This window comes from Pseudogemmobacter hezensis, from assembly GCF_013155295.1.
In the GTDB taxonomy this organism is placed as follows: domain Bacteria; phylum Pseudomonadota; class Alphaproteobacteria; order Rhodobacterales; family Rhodobacteraceae; genus Pseudogemmobacter; species Pseudogemmobacter hezensis.
In genome coordinates this window covers 158,342-181,846 of record NZ_JABJXT010000005.1, presented here as the reverse complement: position 1 = coordinate 181,846, position 23,505 = coordinate 158,342, and the positions used below count along the sequence as shown (strand labels likewise).

Annotated in this window: 19 protein-coding genes and 1 pseudogene; 16 read left to right on the top strand and 4 right to left on the bottom strand. The window is 61.9% G+C overall.

Annotated elements, in window-relative coordinates; all coding sequences use genetic code 11:
• Positions 1-338: 338 nt before the first annotated feature.
• The 3 genes from HOY34_RS07700 (at position 339) to HOY34_RS07690 (ending at position 2,046) form a co-directional block, all read left to right on the top strand.
• Entirely contained in the window at positions 339-614 is a 276-nt protein-coding gene (locus HOY34_RS07700) for a hypothetical protein (protein ID WP_172361502.1), read from the top strand.
• Positions 611-925: a hypothetical protein gene (locus HOY34_RS07695; protein ID WP_172361500.1), complete on the top strand. Its 315-nt coding sequence runs from the start codon at positions 611-613 to the stop codon at positions 923-925. The genes HOY34_RS07700 and HOY34_RS07695 overlap by 4 nt, the downstream gene beginning before the upstream one ends.
• A 233-nt stretch (positions 926-1,158) precedes the next feature.
• On the top strand, positions 1,159-2,046 hold the full coding sequence (locus HOY34_RS07690; RefSeq protein ID WP_366926932.1) for a transglutaminase family protein: 888 nt from the start codon (positions 1,159-1,161) through the stop codon (positions 2,044-2,046).
• A 39-nt stretch (positions 2,047-2,085) separates the two neighbouring features.
• Here HOY34_RS07690 and HOY34_RS07685 read toward each other — a convergent pair whose 3' ends face one another.
• Positions 2,086-10,476 (bottom strand): GH36-type glycosyl hydrolase domain-containing protein, encoded by an 8,391-nt coding sequence (locus tag HOY34_RS07685; RefSeq protein ID WP_216654677.1) that lies wholly within the window; start codon positions 10,474-10,476, stop codon positions 2,086-2,088.
• A gap of 59 nt (positions 10,477-10,535) precedes the next feature.
• Positions 10,536-10,934 carry a hypothetical protein gene (locus tag HOY34_RS07680; RefSeq protein WP_172361191.1) on the bottom strand — a complete coding sequence of 133 codons (399 nt, stop codon included), beginning with the start codon at positions 10,932-10,934 and terminating at the stop codon, positions 10,536-10,538.
• Positions 10,935-12,186: 1,252 nt separating this feature from the next.
• Here HOY34_RS07680 and HOY34_RS07675 point away from each other — a divergent pair.
• Together HOY34_RS07675 and HOY34_RS07670 are read left to right on the top strand one after the other, a co-directional pair.
• Positions 12,187-12,393 (top strand): cold-shock protein, encoded by a 207-nt coding sequence (locus HOY34_RS07675; RefSeq protein ID WP_172361650.1) that lies wholly within the window; start codon positions 12,187-12,189, stop codon positions 12,391-12,393.
• A gap of 169 nt (positions 12,394-12,562) precedes the next feature.
• Complete coding sequence (locus tag HOY34_RS07670; protein WP_366926931.1) at positions 12,563-12,781, top strand: DUF982 domain-containing protein; 219 nt, start codon at positions 12,563-12,565, stop codon at positions 12,779-12,781.
• 81 nt (positions 12,782-12,862) lie between these two features.
• Here the strand turns inward: HOY34_RS07670 and HOY34_RS07665 are convergent, their stop codons facing one another.
• Positions 12,863-13,906: a fatty acid desaturase gene (locus tag HOY34_RS07665; protein ID WP_172361492.1), complete on the bottom strand. Its 1,044-nt coding sequence runs from the start codon at positions 13,904-13,906 to the stop codon at positions 12,863-12,865.
• A gap of 563 nt (positions 13,907-14,469) precedes the next feature.
• On the opposite strand from HOY34_RS07665, the gene HOY34_RS07660 reads away from it, so the two are divergent.
• The 10 genes and pseudogenes from HOY34_RS07660 to HOY34_RS07615 all read left to right on the top strand — a co-directional run bounded on the left by HOY34_RS07660 (position 14,470) and on the right by HOY34_RS07615 (position 22,544).
• Entirely contained in the window at positions 14,470-15,279 is an 810-nt protein-coding gene (locus HOY34_RS07660) for a transglutaminase-like domain-containing protein (protein WP_172361490.1), read from the top strand.
• A 510-nt stretch (positions 15,280-15,789) separates the two neighbouring features.
• Positions 15,790-17,958 (top strand): ParB/RepB/Spo0J family partition protein, encoded by a 2,169-nt coding sequence (locus HOY34_RS07655; protein WP_172361488.1) that lies wholly within the window; start codon positions 15,790-15,792, stop codon positions 17,956-17,958.
• Positions 17,959-18,056: 98 nt separating this feature from the next.
• Entirely contained in the window at positions 18,057-18,536 is a 480-nt protein-coding gene (locus HOY34_RS07650; protein WP_172361486.1) for a UCP036055 family protein, read from the top strand.
• A 164-nt stretch (positions 18,537-18,700) separates the two neighbouring features.
• Entirely contained in the window at positions 18,701-19,252 is a 552-nt protein-coding gene (locus HOY34_RS07645; RefSeq protein WP_172361484.1) for a hypothetical protein, read from the top strand.
• Positions 19,252-19,629: a DUF5983 family protein gene (locus tag HOY34_RS07640; protein WP_172361482.1), complete on the top strand. Its 378-nt coding sequence runs from the start codon at positions 19,252-19,254 to the stop codon at positions 19,627-19,629. The genes HOY34_RS07645 and HOY34_RS07640 overlap by 1 nt, the downstream gene beginning before the upstream one ends.
• 148 nt (positions 19,630-19,777) lie before the next feature.
• Positions 19,778-20,260 carry a DUF6878 family protein gene (locus HOY34_RS07635; protein ID WP_172361480.1) on the top strand — a complete coding sequence of 161 codons (483 nt, stop codon included), beginning with the start codon at positions 19,778-19,780 and terminating at the stop codon, positions 20,258-20,260.
• A gap of 11 nt (positions 20,261-20,271) precedes the next feature.
• Positions 20,272-20,616, top strand: a pseudogene (locus tag HOY34_RS07630) (DUF6915 family protein); the annotation flags it as partial.
• Positions 20,617-20,863: 247 nt separating this feature from the next.
• Positions 20,864-21,136: a hypothetical protein gene (locus HOY34_RS07625; protein ID WP_172361478.1), complete on the top strand. Its 273-nt coding sequence runs from the start codon at positions 20,864-20,866 to the stop codon at positions 21,134-21,136.
• Positions 21,137-21,213: 77 nt separating this feature from the next.
• Positions 21,214-21,666 (top strand): hypothetical protein, encoded by a 453-nt coding sequence (locus tag HOY34_RS07620; protein ID WP_172361476.1) that lies wholly within the window; start codon positions 21,214-21,216, stop codon positions 21,664-21,666.
• Entirely contained in the window at positions 21,663-22,544 is an 882-nt protein-coding gene (locus tag HOY34_RS07615; protein ID WP_172361474.1) for a DUF7007 domain-containing protein, read from the top strand. The genes HOY34_RS07620 and HOY34_RS07615 overlap by 4 nt, the downstream gene beginning before the upstream one ends.
• A gap of 16 nt (positions 22,545-22,560) precedes the next feature.
• On the opposite strand, the gene HOY34_RS07610 is transcribed toward HOY34_RS07615, so the two are convergent.
• Positions 22,561-22,851: a hypothetical protein gene (locus HOY34_RS07610; RefSeq protein WP_172361648.1), complete on the bottom strand. Its 291-nt coding sequence runs from the start codon at positions 22,849-22,851 to the stop codon at positions 22,561-22,563.
• A gap of 163 nt (positions 22,852-23,014) precedes the next feature.
• Here HOY34_RS07610 and HOY34_RS07605 point away from each other — a divergent pair, with 163 nt between their 5' ends.
• Positions 23,015-23,425 carry an antirestriction protein gene (locus HOY34_RS07605; RefSeq protein ID WP_172361472.1) on the top strand — a complete coding sequence of 137 codons (411 nt, stop codon included), beginning with the start codon at positions 23,015-23,017 and terminating at the stop codon, positions 23,423-23,425.
• Positions 23,426-23,505: the final 80 nt, after the last annotated feature.

Here is a 23,505-nt window from a genome sequence, read left to right as displayed (position 1 = left end):
ATTCCACCGGTTGCCAGCTCCGGAGCCTCGCTGGAACTTGTTAAAACCTGCCGATGGAATGCACCGTCAGCGTCTTGCAGTATATCGGTGAAGTGGGGGGCCGGACTGATCCAGGTTTGCATGGGCTCGATATACACGGAGCCATCCGCTTCTGCGGTGCAGGGAAGTCCGACTATGGCCGGCCGCTTTGTTACTGGCCTGATTCAGATCAGACGCTAACACCGATCAGCCTCTGTGTCGGCAGATGGCCGTATAGTCGGAACGTTCCGTGTGGCACCGTACCCGAAGGGAAGGCGTGACGCACGGACGAGGTTTTCAGACCTGATCGGGAGCTACAGATGAACATTCGGTCATCCACGAAGAAGGTAACTTTCACCCATCCCTTCACCTTGCCCGGCTATGCCGACCTGCTGCCCGCGGGGAGCTATGATGTCCTTGTCGAGGAGGAACTTCTGCAAGGTTTGAGCTTTGAGGCTTACCGCAGGACCTCGACCTATATGATGATCACCGGACAGGCCGGTCGGGTCGAGATGCGTCCGATTACGGAGAAGGATCTCGACGCCACTATAGGACGCGACCTTGCAGCACTCCCTCTGAGGGGTGCCGCAGAGTGAGCGAAGATCCGGTGAACCTTGATGACCGTCGCAGCACCGAGGGACAGATGGCCACAGATTTCCGCCGTCATGCCCTGAGGGAGTTCGAAGCCGATCAAGAGGCCTTGCGCAAACGTCAGGATGAACTTGAAGCGCAGCTTCTCGCCGAGCCATCGGTGACCTGGCTCGAGGCAGCCGTGAAGGCCCAATACCTGATCCGCCGCTACGCAGAGACCACCGAAGCACGGGACGCCCGGAAGCAGAAACTGATCCAACGCGCCCTTGGAGATCTTGCGCGGTTGATCGAGGGCGAGCCCAAAAAACATGAATAATTCCCCGCCAGAAGATACCTTTCCGCAACCAGCCCGGGCGGATGCGCCGAAGGAACGAACCTGCCTGCGCTGCCAGACGATGTTCTGGAGCGAGGGGTTCGGCGAGCGCATATGCAAACGCTGCAAGGGCTCACATTCGTGGAAGAATGCCGTTCCCGTTCCTCAGGGCTCGTCGCGGAAGCCCTGAAAACTCATTATCTGCGAGTATAGTTACAGAGAAAAGCAGGATACATGTGATTGTTCTGGAAACGGTTCACACGACCAAATACCGATATCGAAGCGAGGTATCCCTCGGACCGCACCGCATGATGCTTCGACCGCGCGAGTCGCGAGACTTGCGCCTTCTCTCCCATGACGTCTCCCTGTCTCCGGCGGCGGAACTGTCATGGGCGAATGATGTTTCGGGCAATGTGATTACCACGGCCATATTTCTGCAGCCGACAACCTGCTTGCAGATTGAGAGCCGCGCACGCATCGAGTTAACGGCATCGCCTTCGCCCGGATTTTCCATTGCGTCGTCTGCGATGCGCTGGCCCTTCCTCTACTCCGGTGACGACTGGACCGATCTCGGCGCTCTGGCCATGCCGCAATACCCGGACCCGGAAGGCCACTTCTCTCGCTGGGTAGAGGGATTTGTCTACGGCTGGCGCACGGACACGCTATCCCTGCTCATGGATATAAGCGACGGAATATCTGATCGTATTTCCTATCAGAGCCGGGAGACCGAAGGCACGCAATCGCCGCTCGAAACCCTCCACCGTGGCTGGGGTTCATGCAGGGATTTTGCGGTCATGCTGGCGGAAGCCGCGAGGATACTCAAGTTCGGCGCCCGTATCGTATCCGGATATCTGTTTGATCCTCGCGATAATCTTCTCGGGTCCACCGGGCCGGGTTCGACCCATGCCTGGACCGAAATCTACGTCCCCGGCGCGGGCTGGATCACTTTTGATCCGACCAATCGAAGTGTTGGCGCAAGGAATCTGATCCCGGTTGCCGTGGCTCGCGATGTACGGCAGATCGTCCCGGTTTCGGGCAGTTTCATCGGCAACAGTGATGCCCTCGTCGAGATGGCCGTCAGTGTCACCGTGACTGCAGGAAACTTCCAGCAGGCATCATCGTAAAGAGACTCTGCGCGACTGCCCGGACCGAGTTGTCGACCATCACACGGAGTGAAGCGGAATGTGCAACCTAACCAGCTGCTTTGCCCCGTCCAACAGCACCCGTGTGTCGTTATCCTCCACATTTATGAAACCGTCTGGCGCAATGTCGCCCTGCTTCACCCGGATATCGATGGCGGTGCCAGCCACCTGCACCTTTGCGGAGAAGCCAGGCCAATGTGCAGGCAAGCACGGCGCGATCCGCAGGTGGTCACCCTCGCGCCGGATACCCAGAATGCCCTCGACCGCAGCGCGATACATCCATCCCGCAGACCCGGTATACCATGTCCAGCCGCCCCGTCCCTCATGCGGCGCAACCGAATAGACATCCGCCGCCACGACATAAGGTTCGACCTTGTATCGTCCGGCGTCTTCCGCTGTCAGCGCATGATTGATCGGATTCAGCATCGCGAACAGGCGCACTGCGCCGTCACCGTCGCCAAGCTTCGCCCGTGCCAGTACCGCCCACATCGCGGCATGGCTGTATTGCCCACCATTTTCACGCAGACCAGGGGGGTAGCCGGCGATATATCCGGGATCGGGGCCGAAGCCGACGGCCGCATTGTCAAAAGGCGGGGTGAACAGCAGAGCAATACCCGGATCGGGGCGGATCAGATGCCGTTCGACCGAGGCCAGGGCCGTGGCGGCGCGGGCCGGATCAGCCTGACCTGACAAGACTGCCCAGCTTTGCGCGATGGAGTCGATCCGGCACGCGGTTCCAGCGGCCGAGCCTAGCCAGGTTCCATCGTCGAAGGTGGCGCGACGATACCATTCGCCGTCCCAGGCTTCGCCCTCCAGTGCCTTGCGCAGGCCGTCAGCATGGGCCTGCCAGCGCAGGGCATGCGCCGGATCGCGGACTTCGGCCAGGGGGATGAAGCGGTTCAGCGTGTCGAGCAGAAACCAGCCCAGCCAGACGCTTTCGCCGCGCCCCGCCTCACCAACCCGATTCATGCCGTCGTTCCAGTCGCCGGTTCCGATCAGCGGCAGCCCCAATGTGCCGGTCAGAGCGATGACCCGGTCGAGGCCATATATGCAATGCTGCCAGAGCGTCGCATCGCCCCCCGATGGCTGGGGCAGAAAGAATGCATCATGCTGGCCCTGTGCCAGCAACGGCCCCTCGATGAAGGGCACCCGCTCTTCGAGAACCGCAATGTCGCCGGTCACAGAAACATAGTCAGCGACGGAATAGGCCAGCCAGACGCAATCGTCCGATATCCGGGTGCGCACGCCCTGGCCCGAATGCGGCAACCACCAGTGCTGCACGTCGCCCTCGGGGAATTGCCGCCCGGCGGCGCGCAACAAATGGCTGCGAATGCGGTGGGGCTGCGGCAGTGTCAGCGCCATGCCGTCCTGCAACTGGTCACGGAATCCATAAGCCCCGCTTGCCTGATAGAAGCCGGCACGCGCCTGAACGCGGCAGGCCAGTGTCTGGTACTGCAGCCAGCCATTGACCATGATATCCATCGACCGGTCCGGCGTCTCCACCTGAACCGTTCCGAGCACCGTCTCCCAATGGGCTTCGACCTCGGCCAGCACTGCGTCGAGGTCAGCAGTGCGGAGTCTGGCGATCAGGGTTCGCGCGGTTTCGGACGAGTCGGTCTGGCCGAGGAAGTGATCAATGGTGATACTTGCCCCGGGTGCCAGATCGATCTTCCGCGACAAGGCCAGGCAGGGGTCATGTCCGGTGCAGGTTGTTCCCGACAGTGCTACTCCCCGCGCCACTGCTGCTGGTGCGGCCAGATTACCGCCCCAGCCCACAAACCTGGTCCTGTCGGTGGTGCACCTGGTCTGCGTGCCGGCAAGATCGGCAAATGCGACGCGGTCAGGAAATGCCATGTTCCAAGGGTTGCGCGCGAAGAGGGCACCGGTTTCGGCATCGCATTCGGTGATAAGGAAAGGCGAGGCGGCGGCGCGTGATATACCCATCACCGGCTCGGTATAGCTGACCACCGTCAGGCGCCGGGGGCGACCCGAGAGATTGTGCAGGCTCAGCCGCGAGATCTTGACCGGATCGACCAGCGGCACGAATTGCAACAATTCAGACTCAATCCCGTCCGCCTTGTGCGCGAACCGGCTGTAGCCGAAGCCATGTCGCGCAATATGCGGCCCGGGGCGGTGCAGGGGGCGGGCTGTCGGTGCGAACACTTCGCCCGTCTCATCGTCGCGGATATAGAAGGCCTCCCCGGTCGGATCGGACACCGGATCGTTCGACCAGGGCGTCAGCCGGTTCTCCCGGCTGTTCTCTGCCCAGGTGCTGCTGCTGCCGGTGGACGAGACATGGAAACCGAAATCATCATTGGCGATGACATTGATCCATGGAGCGGGTGTGGGTTTGCCCTTTTCAAGGATGGTCACATATTCGCGTCCACCTTTGGCAAAGCCGCCAATGCCGTTGAAGAACTCCAGATCCTGCGTCGGGTAAGCGTCTACAGGTATCGCCCTTGTAAGGGGTGCTGATTCTGGCGTCGATCGTGTGTCTGATGCCGCCTCATCGCGCAAGAGCAGAGCGATCTGCTCCGCCAGCGTACCGCGCCGTGCGACCAGCACGACGCGCGCTACGGCCATCAGGAGTGCCCGCGCCTCTGCCGGGATCATATCTGCGCGCAGTGCATAGGTTTTCCCTTGCCCGTTGTTTGAATCGGGGGTGTGGCTGCCGCGCAGCGCGGACTCGATCCCAGATTGAAGGCCTTGGACATAAAATGCCGGATGCTCGTTCAGGATCACAAGATCCACCGCCAGCCGTTTGCCGCGCCAGTATTCCTGGGCCAGCAGCATCTCATGGACCTGCGCCATGTCTGCCATATCATCGATGCGCAAAAGCACGATGGGCAGGTCGCCCGAAATCCCCATGGGCCAAAGTGCCGACTGCTTGCCAGCCCCTTGAGCAATCTGGTCGGGCCGGGCGCGGAAACGCCTGTCAGAATAAAGGATCGGCGCGATGAGGCGCTGGAAACCGGCCGCCTGTGCTGGCTTGATCGCGAGGTGGCGTAACTGGACCTGTGCCTGAGTCCAGGCGAGCGTTTTTGCCCGATCAAAGGCGTTGCGGTCATGATGACGATCGATCAGATCAAGCAGTTCGGAACGCGTCTGCGCAACGACCATCCAGAACGCCAGCTTCACAGTGCCGCCTGCTGGTATCGTGACGCGCTGGCGCAGGGCGAAAACCGGATCAAGCACGGTTCCGACCCCGCCCTCCAGCCTGTTCCCTGCCGCCAGCGCCTGCGCCGAGGACAGGTCGTTGTCGCGCCCGATAAAGGCCGCGCGGTCGGTCTCGAATTCCATCGCAGCGGAGAGTTCACCCTCCACCACCAGAAAATGCGCCGCCCAGACCGCCGGTTCATCGGGGGAACGCGGTCTGCGCGTTGCGATGACTGCACCGAATTCTGGCAGGTATTCGGTCTGCACGAACATCCGGGCAAAGGCTGGATGCGCCGCATCCGCCGCCGGTGTGGTCAGGGCCAGTTCGGCATAGGACGTCAGTTCCACCTCGCGCGGACGGCGAGACGTGGAACTGATCGAAACAAGGCGCACCTCCGCGTCATCCTCGCCAGAGACCAGCACATCCATCGCCGTGGACAGTGTGCCTTTGCGGTGGGTGATCGCGGCGCGGTCTTCAAGGAAATGCACCTCGCGCTTATCCGCGCCCGCAGGCGCGCCGACCGGGGAAAGGCGGCCATCCGACAAGTCGCGCAGCCAGATCTGAGTGGCGCCGGTATCGCGGGTGGGATCGGCCTGCCAGCGCGTCAGGGCGATGTCGCCCCAGCGGCTGTAGCCGCCACCTGTTGCGGTCAGCATGACCGCATAATTGCCGTTCGACAGGATGTGGCTGACCGGCGGACCTTGTGGGGCGCCTTCGATCAGCGCCATGCGCTGCATATCCAGCGCGCTTGGGCTGTCGGGCACCGCAACGGCTTCGGGAAGCGGCTTCACGGCCGGAATGTCGCGCGGGATGCGTTCCTGCAAGACAAGCTCGGTCGCGCGGATCATCGGCTCGGCATGGAAATGCGCCCGCATACGGCCAGACTGCAGAACATTCGCGATGGCGACGATGGTCATGCCCTGATGATGCGCCATATAGCTGTGAACCACAGCAACTGTTTCGCCTTCGGGTAGTCGCGATGGCGTGAAATCCAGCGCCTCATAAAATCCGTAGCGACCACGGCCCCCGGCCACCTCCAGCGCAGCGTAGTTTCGGCGCGCCTCGGCCGGGGCGAACATCGCGGCAAGCCCGGTCGCATAGGGTGCCACGACGAGGTCGGTCGCAAGGCCGCGCTTAAGCCCCATTCCCGGGATACCGAAGGTGGAATACTGGTAGTTCATGTCCAGATCACGAGCGTTGAAGCCGGATTCCGAAATTCCCCAGGGGACCCCACGCCGGTGTGCATAGGCGCGCTGCCCCGCCACCACCTGCCGGTTGGTTTGATCAAGCAGGCTGCCAGCAGGCTCCTCCATCACCAGTGACGGCATCAGATATTCGAACATCGAGCCGGACCATGATACCAGAACCGATCCGCCGCGCGCGGGCGTCGCTGAGCGACCCAGGCGGAACCAGTGGCGCACCGGCACATCACCCTTGGCAATGGCGAAGAGACTGGCCAGCCGCGCCTCGGAGGCCAGAAGATCATAGCAACTCTCGTCAAGGACATTGTCGTCGCGCGACCAGCCGATCGACAGAAGTTTGCGGTCCGGATCGAACAGGAAGGCGAAATCCATCGCCAGAGCCATGGCACGTGCCTGCGCTGCCAATGCCTGCAGGCGCGGCGGCAGCGCGGCGGGATCATACGGGTGGGCATTGCGCGCGCATTGATCGCTCAGGGCCTGCAACCAGCCGTCAAGATCATCGGCCAACGGTTCGTTCGCCAATGCCCCTTTAGCCTTTATGGCGAGACGAAGGATGGCGGGCCAGGCAACGCTTTCCCCGGGCATGAGGATTGCGGCCTCCAACCCGTCCAGGAGGCCGCTCATCGACACTCTGCCACCATTACGTGACTGCCGCGCAAGTTGAAGTGTATCGACAAGGCCCGCGCGTTGCGTGTTGCTGTCCGGCCAGCCTTCGTCCCTTGCCCAGCTTTCGCAAGCGTTTGCCAGGGCGATCAGATGCCCCGCCAGATTTCCGCTGTCGACCGATGAGACATAGGCCGGGTTGAGCACCCGACCATCCGCCGTCCCATACCAGTTGTAGAAGTGCCCCCGATGCTTCGGCAGTGCCTGCATCGTGGCAAGAGTCGCCTCCAATCTCTCTGTCGCCTCGACAGTTCCGATCCAGCCGAAGTTCCGGGCGGCCACGCAGGACAGCAGATAGAGACCCATATTGGTGGGCGAGGTGCGGGCGGCAGTCAGCGGCACCGGGGTTTCCTGATGGTTGTCCGGTGGCAGATGGCTGTGTCCCGCGGTCACGAAGGTCTCAAAGTAGCGCCAGGTCGCACGGGCGATCAGCCGCAGCTCACGCGCGGCATCGGGAGAGAGGGAGTCCTCAAGCGCGCGGGTGGATGGACGGCTGATCCGCAGTGCGATGAACGGCGCACAGAGCCACAGAGCGGCGAAAGGCAGCGCCAGCGCGGCTGAAGCGGGGGCCAGCGTCACGGCGCCCGCCACCAGAAAAACACCCAGCACCATCCCGCCCGCCATGAAGCGTGACATGTCCCATAACCCGGCGCGCGTCCGGCGCGCGGCCTGTGCCGCTGTGGTCCATTCCAGCAGATGACGGTGCGAGCAACCGGTCCGCCAGAGGGTGCGAAACACCGCATCCATCATCCGCCAGGCCGTATCGGCCAGGAAGGTCACCGCCAGCCCGACCCGCAGACCGGCGAGGACCAGATCGCCCACCGACTGGCGCAGCTGGCTGGAAAGATCCAGCCCGGACCGGCGCGGGATCAGCCCGAGGATCGCCGACCAGACCACCGGCACTGCCAGCGCGACCAAGAGCAGCAGCGTTGCGCTCAGCGCAGCACCCCCCGGCAGCAACCAGCCCAGCGTCAGGGCGGCGAGCATCGTGGGTGCGATCAGCGAGCGGCGCAACGTATCGGCCATCTTGACCCGGCCCAGCACCGGCATTCCGGGCGCGAAGAGCCAGCGCAGGAGCTGCCAGTCCCCCCTTGTCCAGCGATGCTGACGACGGGCGGCAACGTCAAAGCAGCCGGGAAAGGTCTCGACCAGTTCCACATCCGAGGCCAGACCCGCGCGGGCGAAAATGCCCTCAAGCAGGTCATGGCTCAGCAGGGTATTGTCGGGAACCCGCCCCTTCATCGCCGCCTCGAAGGCGTCGATGTCATAAATGCCCTTGCCGGTGAACGACCCTTCGCCGAACAGATCCTGCCACAGATCCGAGGCCGCCGATGCATAGGGATCCATCCCGCCAGGCCCGGCGGTCGCCTGTTGGTAGAGCGTCGCAGGCGAGCCCGGCTCCAGGGATGGGGTGATACGCGGTTGCAGAATACCATAGCCGCTGCTCACACGGCCTGAGCCCGGTTCGAATGCCGGGCGGTTCAGCGGGTGAGCAATCTTGCCGATCAGGCGCGCCGCAGTGTCGCGCGGCATCCGCGTATCGGCATCCAGCGTGATGACATAGCGCACGCGGGCAGGAACGACGGGCACTCGTCCATCAGCATCGCGGAACCCGGTATCCGTTGCACCACGCAGCAGGCGGTTCAGTTCGTGCAGCTTGCCGCGTTTGCGTTCCCACCCCATCCAGACGCCCTCGGAGGCATTGAACTGCCGGGAGCGGTGCAGATGCAGGAAACGCGGGCCGGCCGGGCTAGGCGGATGGCGGCGGTTCAGCTCTGCAATGCCTGCGGCGGCCCGGGCCAGCAGTGCCGCATCACCGGGCATGACCTCCTGCGTGGCGTCGACATTGTCCGTCAGAAGCATGAAGGTGAGATCGCCGCCCGCACCGGAAAGATGATGAACCTCCAGCGCCTCGATCTGCGCGCGAAGATCCTCTTCACCGGAGACCAGCACCGGCACCGCGACAACAGTGCGAAATTCAGAGGGTACACCGGCCCGCAGGTCGAGGCCCGGCAACAAGGTTGCCCCGACACCTGCGCCCACGATGCGGTCAACCAGCATCACCGCAACACCGCTGGCCGGCAACATCATGGCCAGAAGCCAGAGCGTGCCCACAACTCCGCCCGCGATCCACATCCCGCAAAGCGACAGCAACGCCAGCGTCAGAACCGCAATTGCGCCAAGATAGCCACCCAAGCCCGCCGCGATGCCCCATCTGTGAACACGCAGGCGGACAGGGGGACGAAAGCCGATCTCTTGTTCAAAGGCCGGTCTCCCTGCCGCGATCAACGACCAGCCCGGATCCGCCTGCATCGTCCCCGCAGGCGCTGCCGATGCCCGCCCGCATGCCAAAGCGACGACGTCTCCCTCGCTTAGCGCCGCGCCGCGCGCGAGATCCTCTACCCCGCTACGGTACAGATTGCGGCTGGGAAAATCCATGGCAGCATAGCCCGGATAGGCGCGCAGGTCTGCCTCAACCAAGCTCACGCTTTCAAACAGATCGGACCAGTCGGTCGCAGAAATTCTGCGCATCGCGGTGATGACATTGCGCAGAGTGACATTCGAGGCACCTTGTCGCTCCTGTGCGTGACGGACGACAGTGTCGATGGTCGTATCCTGGGCCGCCAGTCTCTCCTCAAGCCAGCCTGGCGCGGGATTGGTGCGCGGATCGCGGTCCCGCAGCCGACGGGCAAGCTGGGCGGCAAAAACCTCGGACAGAGGTTCCCTTGCCCGACGTTCCACCTCTGGCAACAGGGCCGAATGCGCCGCGCCCGGGGCGCAGATGCGATCGGCAAGGCTGTCAGCGTCCAGCCGGTCGGCACGACCCATCGTCATCTGATCCGCCAGGCGGCGCAGGTTCTCGATCAGAACGATGCGCAGGGTGATGGCTACGGCCCAGAGCTCCCCGATCGTCAGCGGCTGCACCGTTTGATAGGCGGTGAGGTAACGGCGCAGGGTGTCCTGATCGAAATGGCTGTCGCTATGGGCCACGAATGCCCATGTCAGGCCAAAGACACGTGGGTAGCCTGCGAATGGTCCCTCTGCGAGTTTTGGCAAAAGACGATAGTATCCATCAGGCAGATCGGTTCGCACTTCGCGTATCTGCGCCTCGACGAGGTGATAATTGTCGAGAAGCCAGGTCGCGGCGGGCACCACTTCGCGCCCGGCCGCCACTTCGCTGGCGCTGGCGCGCCAGGCCGCAAGCAACACCCTTGCATTGTCGTCCAGCCGCCGGCGCAATGTCGGGACCCGTTTCGTCCTGACAGCCACCGGCTGCGCAGAGGCCAGAGAGATCGCGTGCTGCTCAAGCCGCTCGGCGCTGAAGAGTTCCGCGCGAACAGGTGCCGTATCCGTCCAGGGCTGGCCGGGCACAATAATGCTGGTCGCCATCTGCCAGGACTTCGCCATTCGGCGAGGAATATGTTTGAAAGCCACTCCGAGGCCGCCGCTCAACCCCTTTTCTTCTTCGGTGTTGCCGCGGCTGCAAGCGTGCCTTTTTCGAACAAAGGCGTTGCCACAGGTGCGGGCTTGACCTGTTTGGGCTTCTTCGCCTCACGATTTCCGCGTTTGTTTCCCTTGGCCATCAAATCGTCCTTTAGCTGTTCGACCGCAACGTGCGGACGTGAATATACGGTCCTCGTGGGATACGAAGATGCTGAGAATGGTTCGAACCAGCCATTGTATTCACCCCCTGAAGGAGCGGTAACAATTTTTGGATAGAAAGACAAAAGTGCCTGGCGGAGCATTCTCGACACCAGATCAACCTCTGGCAAGAGAATGATGGAAAAGGCCACAAATAGCAATCCCTCAAATTTGGCTGTGTTGCAGCTGTCTCGCAGGGCGCCCATAAGGTTGTATCATATCATGTGGTTGGATCGCCTTCAGATCATATTTGAGGGGAATCTGATTGTTACACCTTGATTTTTGAGAGTTATAGCTTACTTAGTTAAAAGCAGAATTTGCCTGGCCTAAAGGCTGGACGAATGCGTGATTTCTCTCCTTGGTGAGAAATATCCGTAAAATTCTCTTATTTCCACATCGGCTTTTGCCGGTGTGGTTGTTGCTGCGTGATCTGCAGGCATGCCACGAAGCGGGGATTGATTTGGCTGACAGGAAAAAGAAGCAAGAGGTCCTTCGCTTGTCACCGAGAAAAAGCATCATGGATCACACCACGGTTGCTGCACGAGATATTGTCGAAGCGGAAGCCCGAAAACGCTATGAATTGACTCTGTCCCTTCGTGCGGCTCGTTTGGCAAAGGAGGAGGAATTGTCCTTGAACCCTCCTCCGAAGAGTAAGTCTCGTCGATAATAAGCTTTCGCAATTCGCCCCGGGCCTCATCAGAAGCAAGGTGTTTACTAAAAATAAAAGGAAATTTTATGATCAAGTCGGAAAAATGCTGCGAGCCAATGCCTGCGAACTCTATTGGCGGTGTTGGCAGGAAGATACACGCTGATGCTGGTGCAGCGCATGATGAAAATCACATGAAGGTCGGGCTCGCCGCTGAGGTCGCGATACGGCCTTATGTCCGGCTACACAAACTGATCCAGGAATAAAACGCTGCCTATTTTCGGCAGTCATGATTCCCGTGTGAATTGGCAAGACAAGGCGATGCCAAGTTACGGCTCGTCCGCACCTGTCATAAAAGAGTAGCCGGGAAGGTAAAGCGGCGGAGCCTGCTCCGCCGCTTTGCTTTGCAAATCAGGGGAAGATATATGGGATACTCCACACCAAAGGCGCCTTTCAACCTGGTCGAATTTCTCAGCCAGAAAGCTACCCCACGATCATACCGGAAACCCGTCTGGGGAAGAAGGACGGCATCCCCCCCGATCTCTGGAGAAAATCCGGACCTCGGCACAGATTCGGAAGAACAATTGAGGGATGAAACGAGTGGTCGAAAAAATCCGAAAAATGACTAACCTGCACAACGGGTTGGAGTTGATTGTCGGGGCTGATCAGATAGGTCTCGCAATTTCATGCTCCTTGCCCTATAAGTAACCAGCATATGTTTTTTGGACCTGTTCCTTTCGGCTCAGCATTCGATCTTCAGCTTTGCCGGGCTGCTACGTTGTGTGGGCAGCATCTTGAAAAGGAATATCACGATGGCCAATGGCACCGTGAAATGGTTCAACTCCACCAAAGGTTTTGGTTTCATCGCTCCCGAAGGTGGGGTCAAGGACATCTTCGTCCATGTCACCGCTCTGGAGCGTGCCGGGCTGCGCGGTCTTGATGACGGTCAGGCCGTCTCGTTCGACATCGAGCGTGACCGCAATGGCCGTGAATCGGCGACGAACCTTACGCTCGCCTGAGTTCAGGCGCTCTGACGCCACAGGCGGGATCGACGCTGTCCGGCCCGCCCGCCTTCCTGAACCGTCCCTACATCACGAATGTACCGGTTCTCCATCTCCCTGAAAGAGTTGACTTGATAGAAATCCACTGGGGGAACCCCTGTCCTTTGTCATGTCGCCAGATGGCGATATGCAGAAATTCAATACTATAGAGCAGGCACAATACTGGCTGTCCAGAAAGTGGCCCGTGTCGGATATCGCCCGCGAACGGGCGCTTCATCATGTTGATGCGGCCATGCTCTGCATGGGTTCGGTCGGAACTGCGCGGCGCGCGTTCATCGCTGCGGCCCGCACAGCGGGCTTCATTCCCGAAGATCTCATTGCCCTGTCCTGCCGTCAGGCCGCCTGAGTAACGGCCTGCACGCACCGATCCGGAGTTGGTGCCGCGAGATCGGCCCGGACGGCGACTGGATATTGGCCTCATGGCCGGTCATGTTTTCAGGCTGGACTTCGCGCGAGCATTGGCAAAGGACACAAGCCTGCCCTCGGCCTCATCCCAGAGATGCAGCCGAACTGCAGCAATGCTCTCGCTGATGGTGAGCCTTTGAGCCTCTGCCAGTTCGCGGTGATCCCGGAGGACCTCTGGTAGCCGGTAGAATGGAATCCGGGAATACAGGTGATGCACATGATGGATGCCGATATTTCCGGACAGCCAGCGCAGTGGCTGCGGCAGCACATAATGTGAACTGCCCTCGAGCGCGGCATGATGGAGTTGCCAGTGCTCTCCGCGGGACCAGTGGGTTTCTTCGAACTGGTGCTGAACGTAGAATAGCCAGACCCCGACTGTTGCCGCTACGATAGAGGTGGGCAGGAAAATCAGCAGAACCGGCATCAGGCCGCCGAACCATATCATCAGGGCCAGGGCGATTCCGATCATCGCATTGGTGCCCATGGCCGAGGCCCAGTATCGCCAGCCCGCTTTCATCAAGCCTAATGGCAGCCGGTTTTGCAGGATGAACAGGTAGCTGGGCCCCAGGAGGAACAGCACGATCGGATGGCGATACATACGATACACGAGGCGGCCGAAAGCCGGGCGTGCCCAGTACTCCTCTGTGGTCAGTGTCAGCACATCACCGATTCCGCGGTGGTCCAGGTCACCATGATGCGCGTGATGGATCGAATGGGTGCGCTTCCAAACGGCGTAGGGTGTCAAGGTCAAAACGCCAAGGCTGCGACCAAGCCAGTCCTGCGCTTTTCTGTTCGACAGAAACGAGCCATGCCCGCAGTCATGCTGAATCACGAAGATCCTCACGAGGAACGCACCGTTCAGAAGCGCCACAGCGAGTGCCAGCCAGGCACTCACTGAAAGCGCCGCCCAAGCCAGCACCCAAAGCGCAACGAACGGCACCAGCGTTACCGCCAACTCAAAGAGGCTGCGCGCCATCGTCGGTTCCCGGTAGCGCGCGAGGGCGCTGAGCCATGCGCGCGCGTTGCGGGGAGACACGGAACTGGGCCGACCTGTTTGATCTGTCATCTGTGCCTATACATCTTCTCTCCGACAACGTGAGGGAGAGTTCTCCGGCCCTGGCAAAAAGCCATTACGTCAGCGGTCTGTACAGGCCCCCTTCGGTTAGCGGGCAGAGGCGGGGTTTTCAACCACCAATGCATTGCGAACTGCGGTGCGCACTCGGCAAACCGCCGCTTTCGCCCTCCTCGCCGCAATTCCCGGATTCGCCAGCCTGAATTGGCACCATGTCTGGCAGGCGAATCCGGGAAGCAAGACGGAGCTTTTCTCCACGCAAGGTTGTTTGTCGGTTTCGTCAACATCGGATCTCGACATGCAAACTTCAATCGGCAGCCCTGCCGATCGCTGACTTTATGAATGTTCTTGACCGCCGCGCCGCCGACGCCCAACCTCTACGGAACTCGCCCGCGATCACGCCCGTTCTTCCGAAGGCGCAATCAGCACATTCGTCTCTGCAGTCGACATAGTGTTTCCGGGCGCGGGGTACGCTCTGCCGCAACCGCATATCCGATCGCTCCGCGCCCTCTGCCCAGGGCCCGGATGTCGTTACACGCTCATAAACCGGAGACTCGATGCTGATACGCTATGGTTACGAAATCGCCCTCACCTGCCCACAGCCCACACCGCTGGTCTGCCTGCTCGAGGTGCACGAAGATCGTGCGGCAGATCTGCGCAAACCCGAAACCTTCTTCACGACCCCTGCCGGGCTGACGAATTCGACCTACCTTGACCTCTATGGGAACCGTTGTCGCAGGCTGACCGCGCTCGCCGGGGATCTGACGATCTGGGGTGATGCCACCATCGCCGACAGTGGTCTGCCTGACCGCGTCCTGCCCGAAGCGCGGGAGGTATCGGTGGTTGATCTTCCTGATCATTGCCTGGTCTACCTGATGGGCAGCCGCTATTGCGAAACCGACCGGCTCAGCCAGACGGCCTGGGATCTCTTCGGTGCAGTCGCGCCCGGCTGGGGGCGGGTTCAGGCGATCTGCGACTATGTGAACGGACATATCCAGTTCGACTATATGCAGGCCCGCGCTACACGGACGGCATTCGAGGCCTGGCAGGAGCGCATCGGCGTGTGCCGCGATTTTGCGCATCTTGCGGTGACGCTTTGCAGGTGCCTCAATATTCCCGCCCGTTACGTCAACGGACATCTGGGCGATATTGGTGTGCCGGTGGTCGATCCGATGGATTTCAGCGCATGGATGGAGGTCTGGCTTGACGGGGCGTGGCACACTTTCGACCCGCGCAACAACAAACCGCGGATCGGCCGGATCGTGGTGGCGCGGGGGCGAGACGCAACTGATGTTCCCCTGATCAATTCATTCGGCCCCCATGTCCTGAAATCCTTCCGTGTCTGGACCTACGAGGTGGCACAGTGAAAGAAATATCGCCACCGTCCTGGATAAAATTCCGCTGCGGCATGAGTCGAGTGACCGCTTCGAGGAAGGCGGCAATGCAGCATCAATCGAGGCCGAGCGGCAGGTAAGGGCCGGCTTTCCCCTGCGCCCGCAAGGGCTACTGAATGCTGCGGTCTGCACGAGTGTCTCTGATGGGTCCTGAGCGACATCACCCGCCGAGTCTGTTCCGCCGACCGACGGCGTTCGGTCCGCCGCGCAGAGTCGTTTCTGATGCGCTCTCCATAGTGCAATCGTCGTTTTTTCTTGCTGATCATAGGTGCTTCGGGCAGTGGCATCGATCTCCGAAGCGGTCGGCAGGGCAGGAGCAAGGTCGTCTGGGGCGGGGCGAGGATGCAGCGCTTTGCGGCCAACAACCTGCAGGATTGGCGGCGGCGCGATGACGGGAAGGGAGAGAGAAAGAGGGGGGAGGGGGTTTCTGCGGCGGGTCAGGGTCGGGAGAGAGGCTCCCGGCGCCCGTCGTGGAGATGACAGATGGCCAAGGCCGTTCAGAAAATCACCCTCTCGCGCTCGCGCGATATCCCCTTAGACAAGCTGGTGCTCAGCCAGTCGAACGTCCGCAAGATCAAGGCGGACATTTCCATTGAGGAACTGGCTGAAGACATCGCGCGCCGTGGCCTGCTGCAGAGCCTCAACGTGCGCCCGGTCCTCGATCCCGAAGGTGCGGAGACCGGCATGTTCGACGTGCCCGCCGGCGGCCGCCGCTTCCAGGCGCTGACCCTGCTGGTGAAGCAGAAACGGCTGGCGAAGAATACGCCGATCCCCTGCATTCTGCGCGCGGGCGGTAACGATATCCTTCCCGAGGACGACTCGCTGGCTGAAAACACGCAGCGCGCGGCCCTGCATCCGCTCGACCAGTTTCGCGCCTTCCAGGCCCTGCGCGAAAAGGGCCAGACCGAGGAACAGATCGCTGCGGCCTTCTTCGTCCCGGCTTCCGTGGTGAAACAGCGCCTGAAGCTGGTGACCGTTGTGCCGGAACTGCTCGATACCTATGCGGCCGACCAGATGGCGCTCGAGCAACTCATGGCCTTCACGGTGTCTTCGGACCATGAGCGCCAGATCCAGGTCTGGAACGCGGTGAAGGATTCCTGGCAGCGCGAGCCGCACAGCATCCGCCGCAAGCTGACCGAAACCTCGGTGCGCTGCACCGATCGCCGGATGCGCTTTGTCGGAATCGAGGCCTATGAGCAGGCCGGGGGCACGCGCACCCGGGACCTGTTCGAAGACGACAATGGGGGCTGGATCGACGATGTCGGCCTGCTCGACCGGTTGGTCGGCGAGAAGCTGAAGACCGAGGCCGAAGCCATTGCCGCCGAGGGCTGGAAATGGGTCAAGGCGGATGTCGGCTTTGAATATGGCCACACCTTCAGCTTCCGGCGGGCCGTTGCCACCCGGGCGGAACTGACCGAGGAAGAACGGGCCACCCGCGAGGCGCTGCGCGGCGAGTTCGACGATCTCGAGGCCGAATATGCCGACGCCGGAGAATACCCCGACGAGGTCGATGCTCGCCTGGGTGAGATCGAGGCGCTGCTCGACGGCTACGAAAACCGTCCCGAAACCTTCGAACCCGCCGATATTCGCAGGGCCGGGGTGTTCATCAGCATCGCGAATGACGGGACTCTGGATATCCAGCGGGGCTATATCCGTGCTGAGGATGAAGTGCCGGAGGCTGAAGAGGGCGCGCAGGGCGATGCTGCCGAACCGACCGGCGATCATCCCGATTATCGCGATGATCTGGACTATGCCGGGGACCGCGATGACCGGGTGGCCGGTTCCGTGGTCACCGTCGGCCGCGGCGCAGATGAGCCGGAGGAAGACGACGGCGAGGTGATCAAGCCGTTGCCCGATCGCCTGCTCTCGGAGCTGACGGCCTACCGGACTGTGGCGCTGCAGGATGCCCTGGCGCGCAATCCGGAGGTGGCACTGACCGCGCTTCTGCACAAGCTCACCTGCGATCTGTTCCGGACGACGCCGGCCAAAGTGATCGAGGCTTCGGTGCGGGCGGTTCATCCCGCGGCTCCAGATGACCTGAAATCCTTCCCGCCGGCGCTCTCGATCACGGAACGGCACGAGGCGTGGCAACAGGATATTCCGCAGGAGGATGACGATGTGCTCTGGACCTGGATCGCCGGCCTCGACACTGCCAGCCGCCTGGCGCTGCTCGCGCATTGCGTCTCCTTCGGCGTCAACGCGCTGCACGAGAAGCCCAACCCCTACAGCGGCTATGGCGTGTCCGAGCATGGGCTGAAGCAGCGGATGGCAGAGGCGGATCGGCTGTCCCTCGCCACCGGCCTCGACATGTTCGAAGCCGGCTGGGAACCGACGGTCGACAATTACCTCAGCCGGGTCACCAAACCGCGCATTCTCGAAGCGGTCCGCGAAGCGAAGGGTGATGGCGCCGCCCAGATGATCGACCACCTGAAGAAAGGCGATATGGCCACCGAGGCCGCGCGCCTGCTCCAAGGGACCGGCTGGCTGCCCGAGATCTTCCGGGTGGAAAGCGCCGAGGACGCGGTCGATCCGGTCCCTGATTTCGAAATCGTGGAGGCCGAAGATCTGCCTGCCTTCCTCGCCGACGATGCGGTGGGGCCGCAGGGTTCGGTCGAAGAGATCCGGACCGAAGACCTGGTCGCAGCGGAATGATCCCCTCGGGGGCGGTGTCGAACGCCGCCCCTGCTTTTCCCCTTCCCATCAGCCTTCGGCCCGGTCTCGCCGGGTCGCGCTTCATCATGGAGTTTCCCATGTCTGCACAGCAGATTTTCACAACGGCGCCCCTGGGTTCGCTTGTCCGCTACGGTGACGGGGCGCCTCGACCGCCGGCCAGGTTCACGAAGAAACTTGCCTCGTGGCAACGCAACAACGGTGTCGGCCGTCTTGTCGCCAAGACGCCCGAGCGTTCTTCCGGTGGCGGTGGTTCTCTCTTCCCGGCCTCAATTACGCTGCACGAGGGGGATTACTCCTCCGCCGGGGTGATCCTCATCGTGGTGCATCGCACCTATTCGGTCACTTCCGATCTGCAGTTCGAAATCATCGAGACACCAAGCCTGGGGATGGTCCGGATATTCCAGACCTTCCGCGACAAGGTCGAGCTTCTGCACCTGGCAGAGCATCGCGAGGCGGCCGAACTCTGGCTGTCGAAAAACCCGCATTCGAATGCCCGGATCGAGGTGGTCGGTGACGAGACGCCGCCCGAGCCTGCGGCCATGGCCGTCGCGGCCTGAGCGCGGTTCTGCCGCCAGATCCATACCCGCCTGTCGTTCCGGCAGGCGGGTATTTTCGTTCTCCCTGTGGTCTGCCCGAACAGAGGAAGAGGCGGGGAGAAGGCTGGCGCCGGGATTGAGGTGCGGGAGAGAGGCTCCCGCCGACCCGGCCCGGAGTTCCTGTCATGACCCTTGCCTTCGATCCCACGAAAACCGCTCTTCCGCCGCGCCGTGTCAGCGGTGAAATCGCCACCATCCTCGCGCAGCCGTTGGTCATCACCTGCGTCGGCGAGGTCGAATATACCGAGGACGATCCTGCACTCGGGACCTGGTGGCAGCAGCGGACGGTGAAGCTCGGTCGCTGTGCCTCCATCGCCGAAGCGATCACCTTTGTCACCCTCGCCGTCGCAAGCGGGGATTTCCAGCTCGATGACGATGAAGCTCTGGGCTTCTCGCCGAGGCTGTTCGTCATCCTCGATCGCGACAAGCACCTGGTTCTCGCGGGCGAGGTCTGGGGTTCCGAGATGCGCTGGTGCGATCCGGTCTCCACCAATGTTGAGGCGCGTCAGGTCGTTGAAGCCGCCAGCCGGATCCGGGCCGAGGCGAGCTATGAGGCGGGATGGGACAATCACAGCACGGCAAAAGGCCTGCGCCACAAGGCCTCTGTGCTGGAGGGCCGGCTGGTCGATGCGGCCTGGCGTGAAGAGGTTCGGCGCTCCCTGAAGGAGTTGGTCTGATGCCCGGGACAATTCGCGACAATTCCGGGTGCCTGGTTTCATCGGTGGACGAGGCGGCGGACGTACCGATCCGTCTGCGCAAGTTTGCCGATCTCAGCACGGCGCATCTGACCGAAGAGCTGTCGAACTGGCTCGATGCCGAGTGTAGGCGACGGGCAGACGGACGTGCAACCGAGGGAATGCCCTCGGTCTGGAGCTTCAGCACCGGCTTCTTCATCTGGATCCTGGACCCGGATTTCGAACATCCCGAATTCGAGCAAGTGGTCGACCCTGTGCTGAAGCACATCCTCGCCTATGCAAGGGCGGCGGGAGCCGACTATGTCCTGTTCGACCGGGATGCCGATGTCTGTTCCGGACTGCCGGTGTTTGAGTGGTGAGTTCGACGGCGCTTGTTGGGCGGTCCCATGCGGGGCTGCCCCTTTTTCTTTGGCGCACCCGAGAGGGAGAGGTCGGCGAAGGGGGATGAACCGGAGGGCCGGAGAGAGAGCCCCGGTTCGCAGCGCTCACTTTACCCGGAGATTTCCCATGTCCGACACCACAATACCTGCCACCCCGGCGCCGGGGTTTGATTTCGAGGCCTATATGGCCAGCCAGACCGCGTTTCAGGAGCGGGCTTCCTCGCTCGTTGGCGGGAACAAGGAGGTGCTGTTCGCGGCGCTGACCGCCGCCGGCATCACCCATGTCACGGTCGAATTCGATGGCTGCAGCGATTCTGGCCAGATCGAGAGCATCACCGCCTATCGAGACAATCAGACCGTCGAACTGCCCGGCGTCGAGATCACCATTTCCTCGGCTTCCTGGGGCGATCCCGGCTTTGTTGCCCAGGCGATGACCGTCGAACAAGCCATCGAGCGGATGGCCTACGATTTCCTTGCCGGCACGCATGGCGGCTGGGAGAACAACGACGGTGCCTGGGGCGAATTCTGCTTCGACGCCCGGGCGGAGACGATCCAGCTTGATTTCAACGAGCGGTTCACTTCGTCCGAATATTACGCCCATGCGTTCTGAAGGAGGCAGGCATGGCACATCCGTATCATCACGCCCTCAGCTCGGTGAAGAAATGGGGCGGCACGGTCGACGACTACATCGCCGTTCACGACTGGTTTGATCGAAGCAAGGAGATCATCGCGACCTTCCAGCATCGAGCTCTCAGGCATCACGCCGAAGGAATCTACGCTTGCGAGGCGGTCTTTGGCAAGACGCTGACCCTGTCCTCGGGCCGGATCATCCCGACGAGATGGGTAGGCGAGCAGCATGTCAAGGAGGATCTCGGGTTCATCCCGAGCTTCGCCGACTGGGCAAAGGCGATCCGGCCGGAGGCCTGGATGGGCCGAACCCAGCGGATCGAGCGCGACGTAGAACCGCCGCCGGAGAACCATCGCCCCCCACCAGACCCGGCTTATCTCCTGCTTGGTGTTCCCCCGCAGGCCAGCGACTTCATCGTATTGCGCGCAGCGGTGCGCGCCTTCCATCCCAATATCCGTAAGGAGCGAGGTTTGTGTCCGGCGAGAAAACGCTTTTATCGCCAGATGCTGATCGAACATGCCCATGTCCGCAGCGGGGCGTCTGCATTGATGCTGCCTGCCGCGGTTGCAGCGGAATGAGGGCTCCATGACCAAATACACCGTCAAGATCGGATTCTGGCTCCGCGCCTATGAAGGCTTCACCGTCGAAGCTGCGAGCGATGCAGAGGCGATCGCGCAGGCGAAGGCCATGGCCGCAACTGCCATGGAATCCACCGCTCCCCCCGAATTCGTCGAGTTTGAGGAACGGCGGGAGGGCGTCATCGCCTTCATCGATCAGATCACAGCGGATGATCGCCGCGTTGTCGCCGAAGACGTCGAATTCGACACAGATCGGATCCACAGCGCACCAGCGGGCTGATCCTCAGCAAATCACCAATCCCATCTGACCCGGGCCTCGCGGCTCGGGTCTTTTCTTATCCCGAAAGGAGGGTCACCATGGCCAACTACTATACCCATTTCTCCTGCCTGCTCGACGTCGGATCCTCGGAAAAGGCACAGCAGGCTTTCGCCATCTATACCCGGATGGCCGCGGAGTGCGAGGAGTCCAATGATCCCAATGACCTTTGGGGCGGGAGCCTCGCCTTCGAGATCCAGATTCAGGACGGGCCGGACAGCACGGTCCTCTGGATATCGGATGAGGACGGCGGTGATGTCGACAGTGTCATCACCTTCGTCCTGCGCTGTGCAGAGGAACTCGATCTTTCGGGCCTGTGGGGATTTACTTACGCCGACACCTGCAGCAGTCCGCGAGTGGACGCGTTCGGAGGCGGTGCCCATGTTGTCGATCTTTCGCGCCGGAAGTCGATCGGTTGGGTGGCAACCCGGGAATGGCTCGCCGCCGTTCTGAATGGCGAGGATATCGATGCGGTGGAGGCGCTGGCACAATGACCACCAGCGTTCCGATCATTGCAGATCCCTCCGCGACAAAACTACCCGTCGTGGAATTTGGCTGCAGCGCGGAAGACTTTGCCGTCGCCCGCGTCGGCGATACGGCCTTCGCCATGCTCCCGAACGGGGCAGGGCGCCATTTCCTCGCCACCGGCTGGCGTTTGACGAAGCCGTTGGGCCAATGGACCAGGCAGGATTTCTACGGGCACTGCGGTCTTGTCGTCGATGAAGCGGCGTTCCGGGCGCAGGTGAACGACAACGCCGGGCACCAGCGCGAAGTTGCCGCATTGGGCCGACGCGAAGTGATCGTGCATGCCAACACTCCCTGGGGCCCGTCGCAGGGTGGCACGGTCTATGCCGAGGGTGTGGTGTTTCATTCAACTGCTGGTCATGGAGGCTTCCATCTCGATCCGTTCCGCAACCTCAGCATCCATCCAGCCCTGCGGAAGGCGCAGGGTTTCTACGAGGAGGATGCGGAATGGGCGGCTGTCGCGCAGGGTCTGCCGGAACTCTTCACCACCCGCGAGCGACGCCTGGCCGATGAGACCATCCGGAACCACTGGCCGGAGGCCTGGGAAAAAATCCATGGTCGTATTCTTCAGCCCGGGGAATCCCACGAGCGCGACCGGCAGGCATTCGACCAGAAGCATGCCGGGAACTGGATAGTGATCTCTGCGCTTCGGTCGGACCATCATCCCGGCTTCACCGAAGTGATCGCCACCCGAGGCGGGAAGCGCGGCGAGCGGGTCGAAGAACGGCGCTTCCTGGTGCCCTCCGCCGAATACCGGGCCGGGCCGTTTGGCTTCGTCATCGATGAGACGCAGCACGAGGCCTATGATGGCCCGTCGAGCTTCGTCGGATGGGCCATGAACAGGTGAACTGCAGGTGGCCCTTTCACCGATTGCTGTCGATCCAGCGCGACAGCATCTGCCGGTCCCGGAAGCATTCATCCGGCACAGCACGCCGCTTGATGCGGGCGATCCGCTCGGCGAAGGCCACCTGTTTCGAGCTGGGGCTGTTATCGGCCACAGGAGCCAGTTTCGCCTGCGCCTCGATCCAGGCGCTGAGCGAGCGGCGATCCTGCTGCACCTCCCAGGGCAACAGGGTCTTGTTCCGCAAGGCGAGGAACCGGGCATAGGCGATCTGGCGAGCTGTCACCGGCAAGGCGAAAGCGGCGGTTTCCATCGGGAATCTCCCCATCAAGCAGCTCCTTCAATATAGAACATAAAGAGAACAAAATCAACTGCTGCGCCCGAAAGGGAGAGGTTTGTCGGGGAGGGGCAGAGCCGGCGGAGAAGGGAGAGCGCCGCGCGGTTCGGCCCCTTCCTCTCTCCCGGAGTTCCATCCTATGCTCGATTTCAAACCCGCGACGCTGGTGTCGGAAGATCGGCGCCAGACCTTCCTGCCCGACCTTTTCGGCCTTCACCGCCTGATCTTCGCCGAGAACTTCATCTATGCGCTGATGGAACTGCTCAGCCCGCTCGACTATGGTGGCGGTTTCTGGAATTTTTTCGAGATGGCCGGTCAACCGCTCTATCTGGCCCCGACTTCGAAGCCCCGCTTCCGCATAACCTGGGAAGGCAATGGCTATCAGGGCGAGGTCTCGGCCGATGCCGCCGGGATCATCGCAACCATGTTCGCCCTGTCGCATCTGAGCTTCCGCTTCGAGGATGATCGTTTCAGCGAAGCCTATGCCCGGCTCTATGAGTTCGCAGCCGGTCACCCCGAGGCCGGCGAGATCTTCCAGGCCATCGACTGAACCCTGATCGCAGCGGCCCCGCCCTCCGGGCGGGGCCTTTTCTCATTTGCCACCGGATCCCAGAGCCAGAGGGGGGCCGG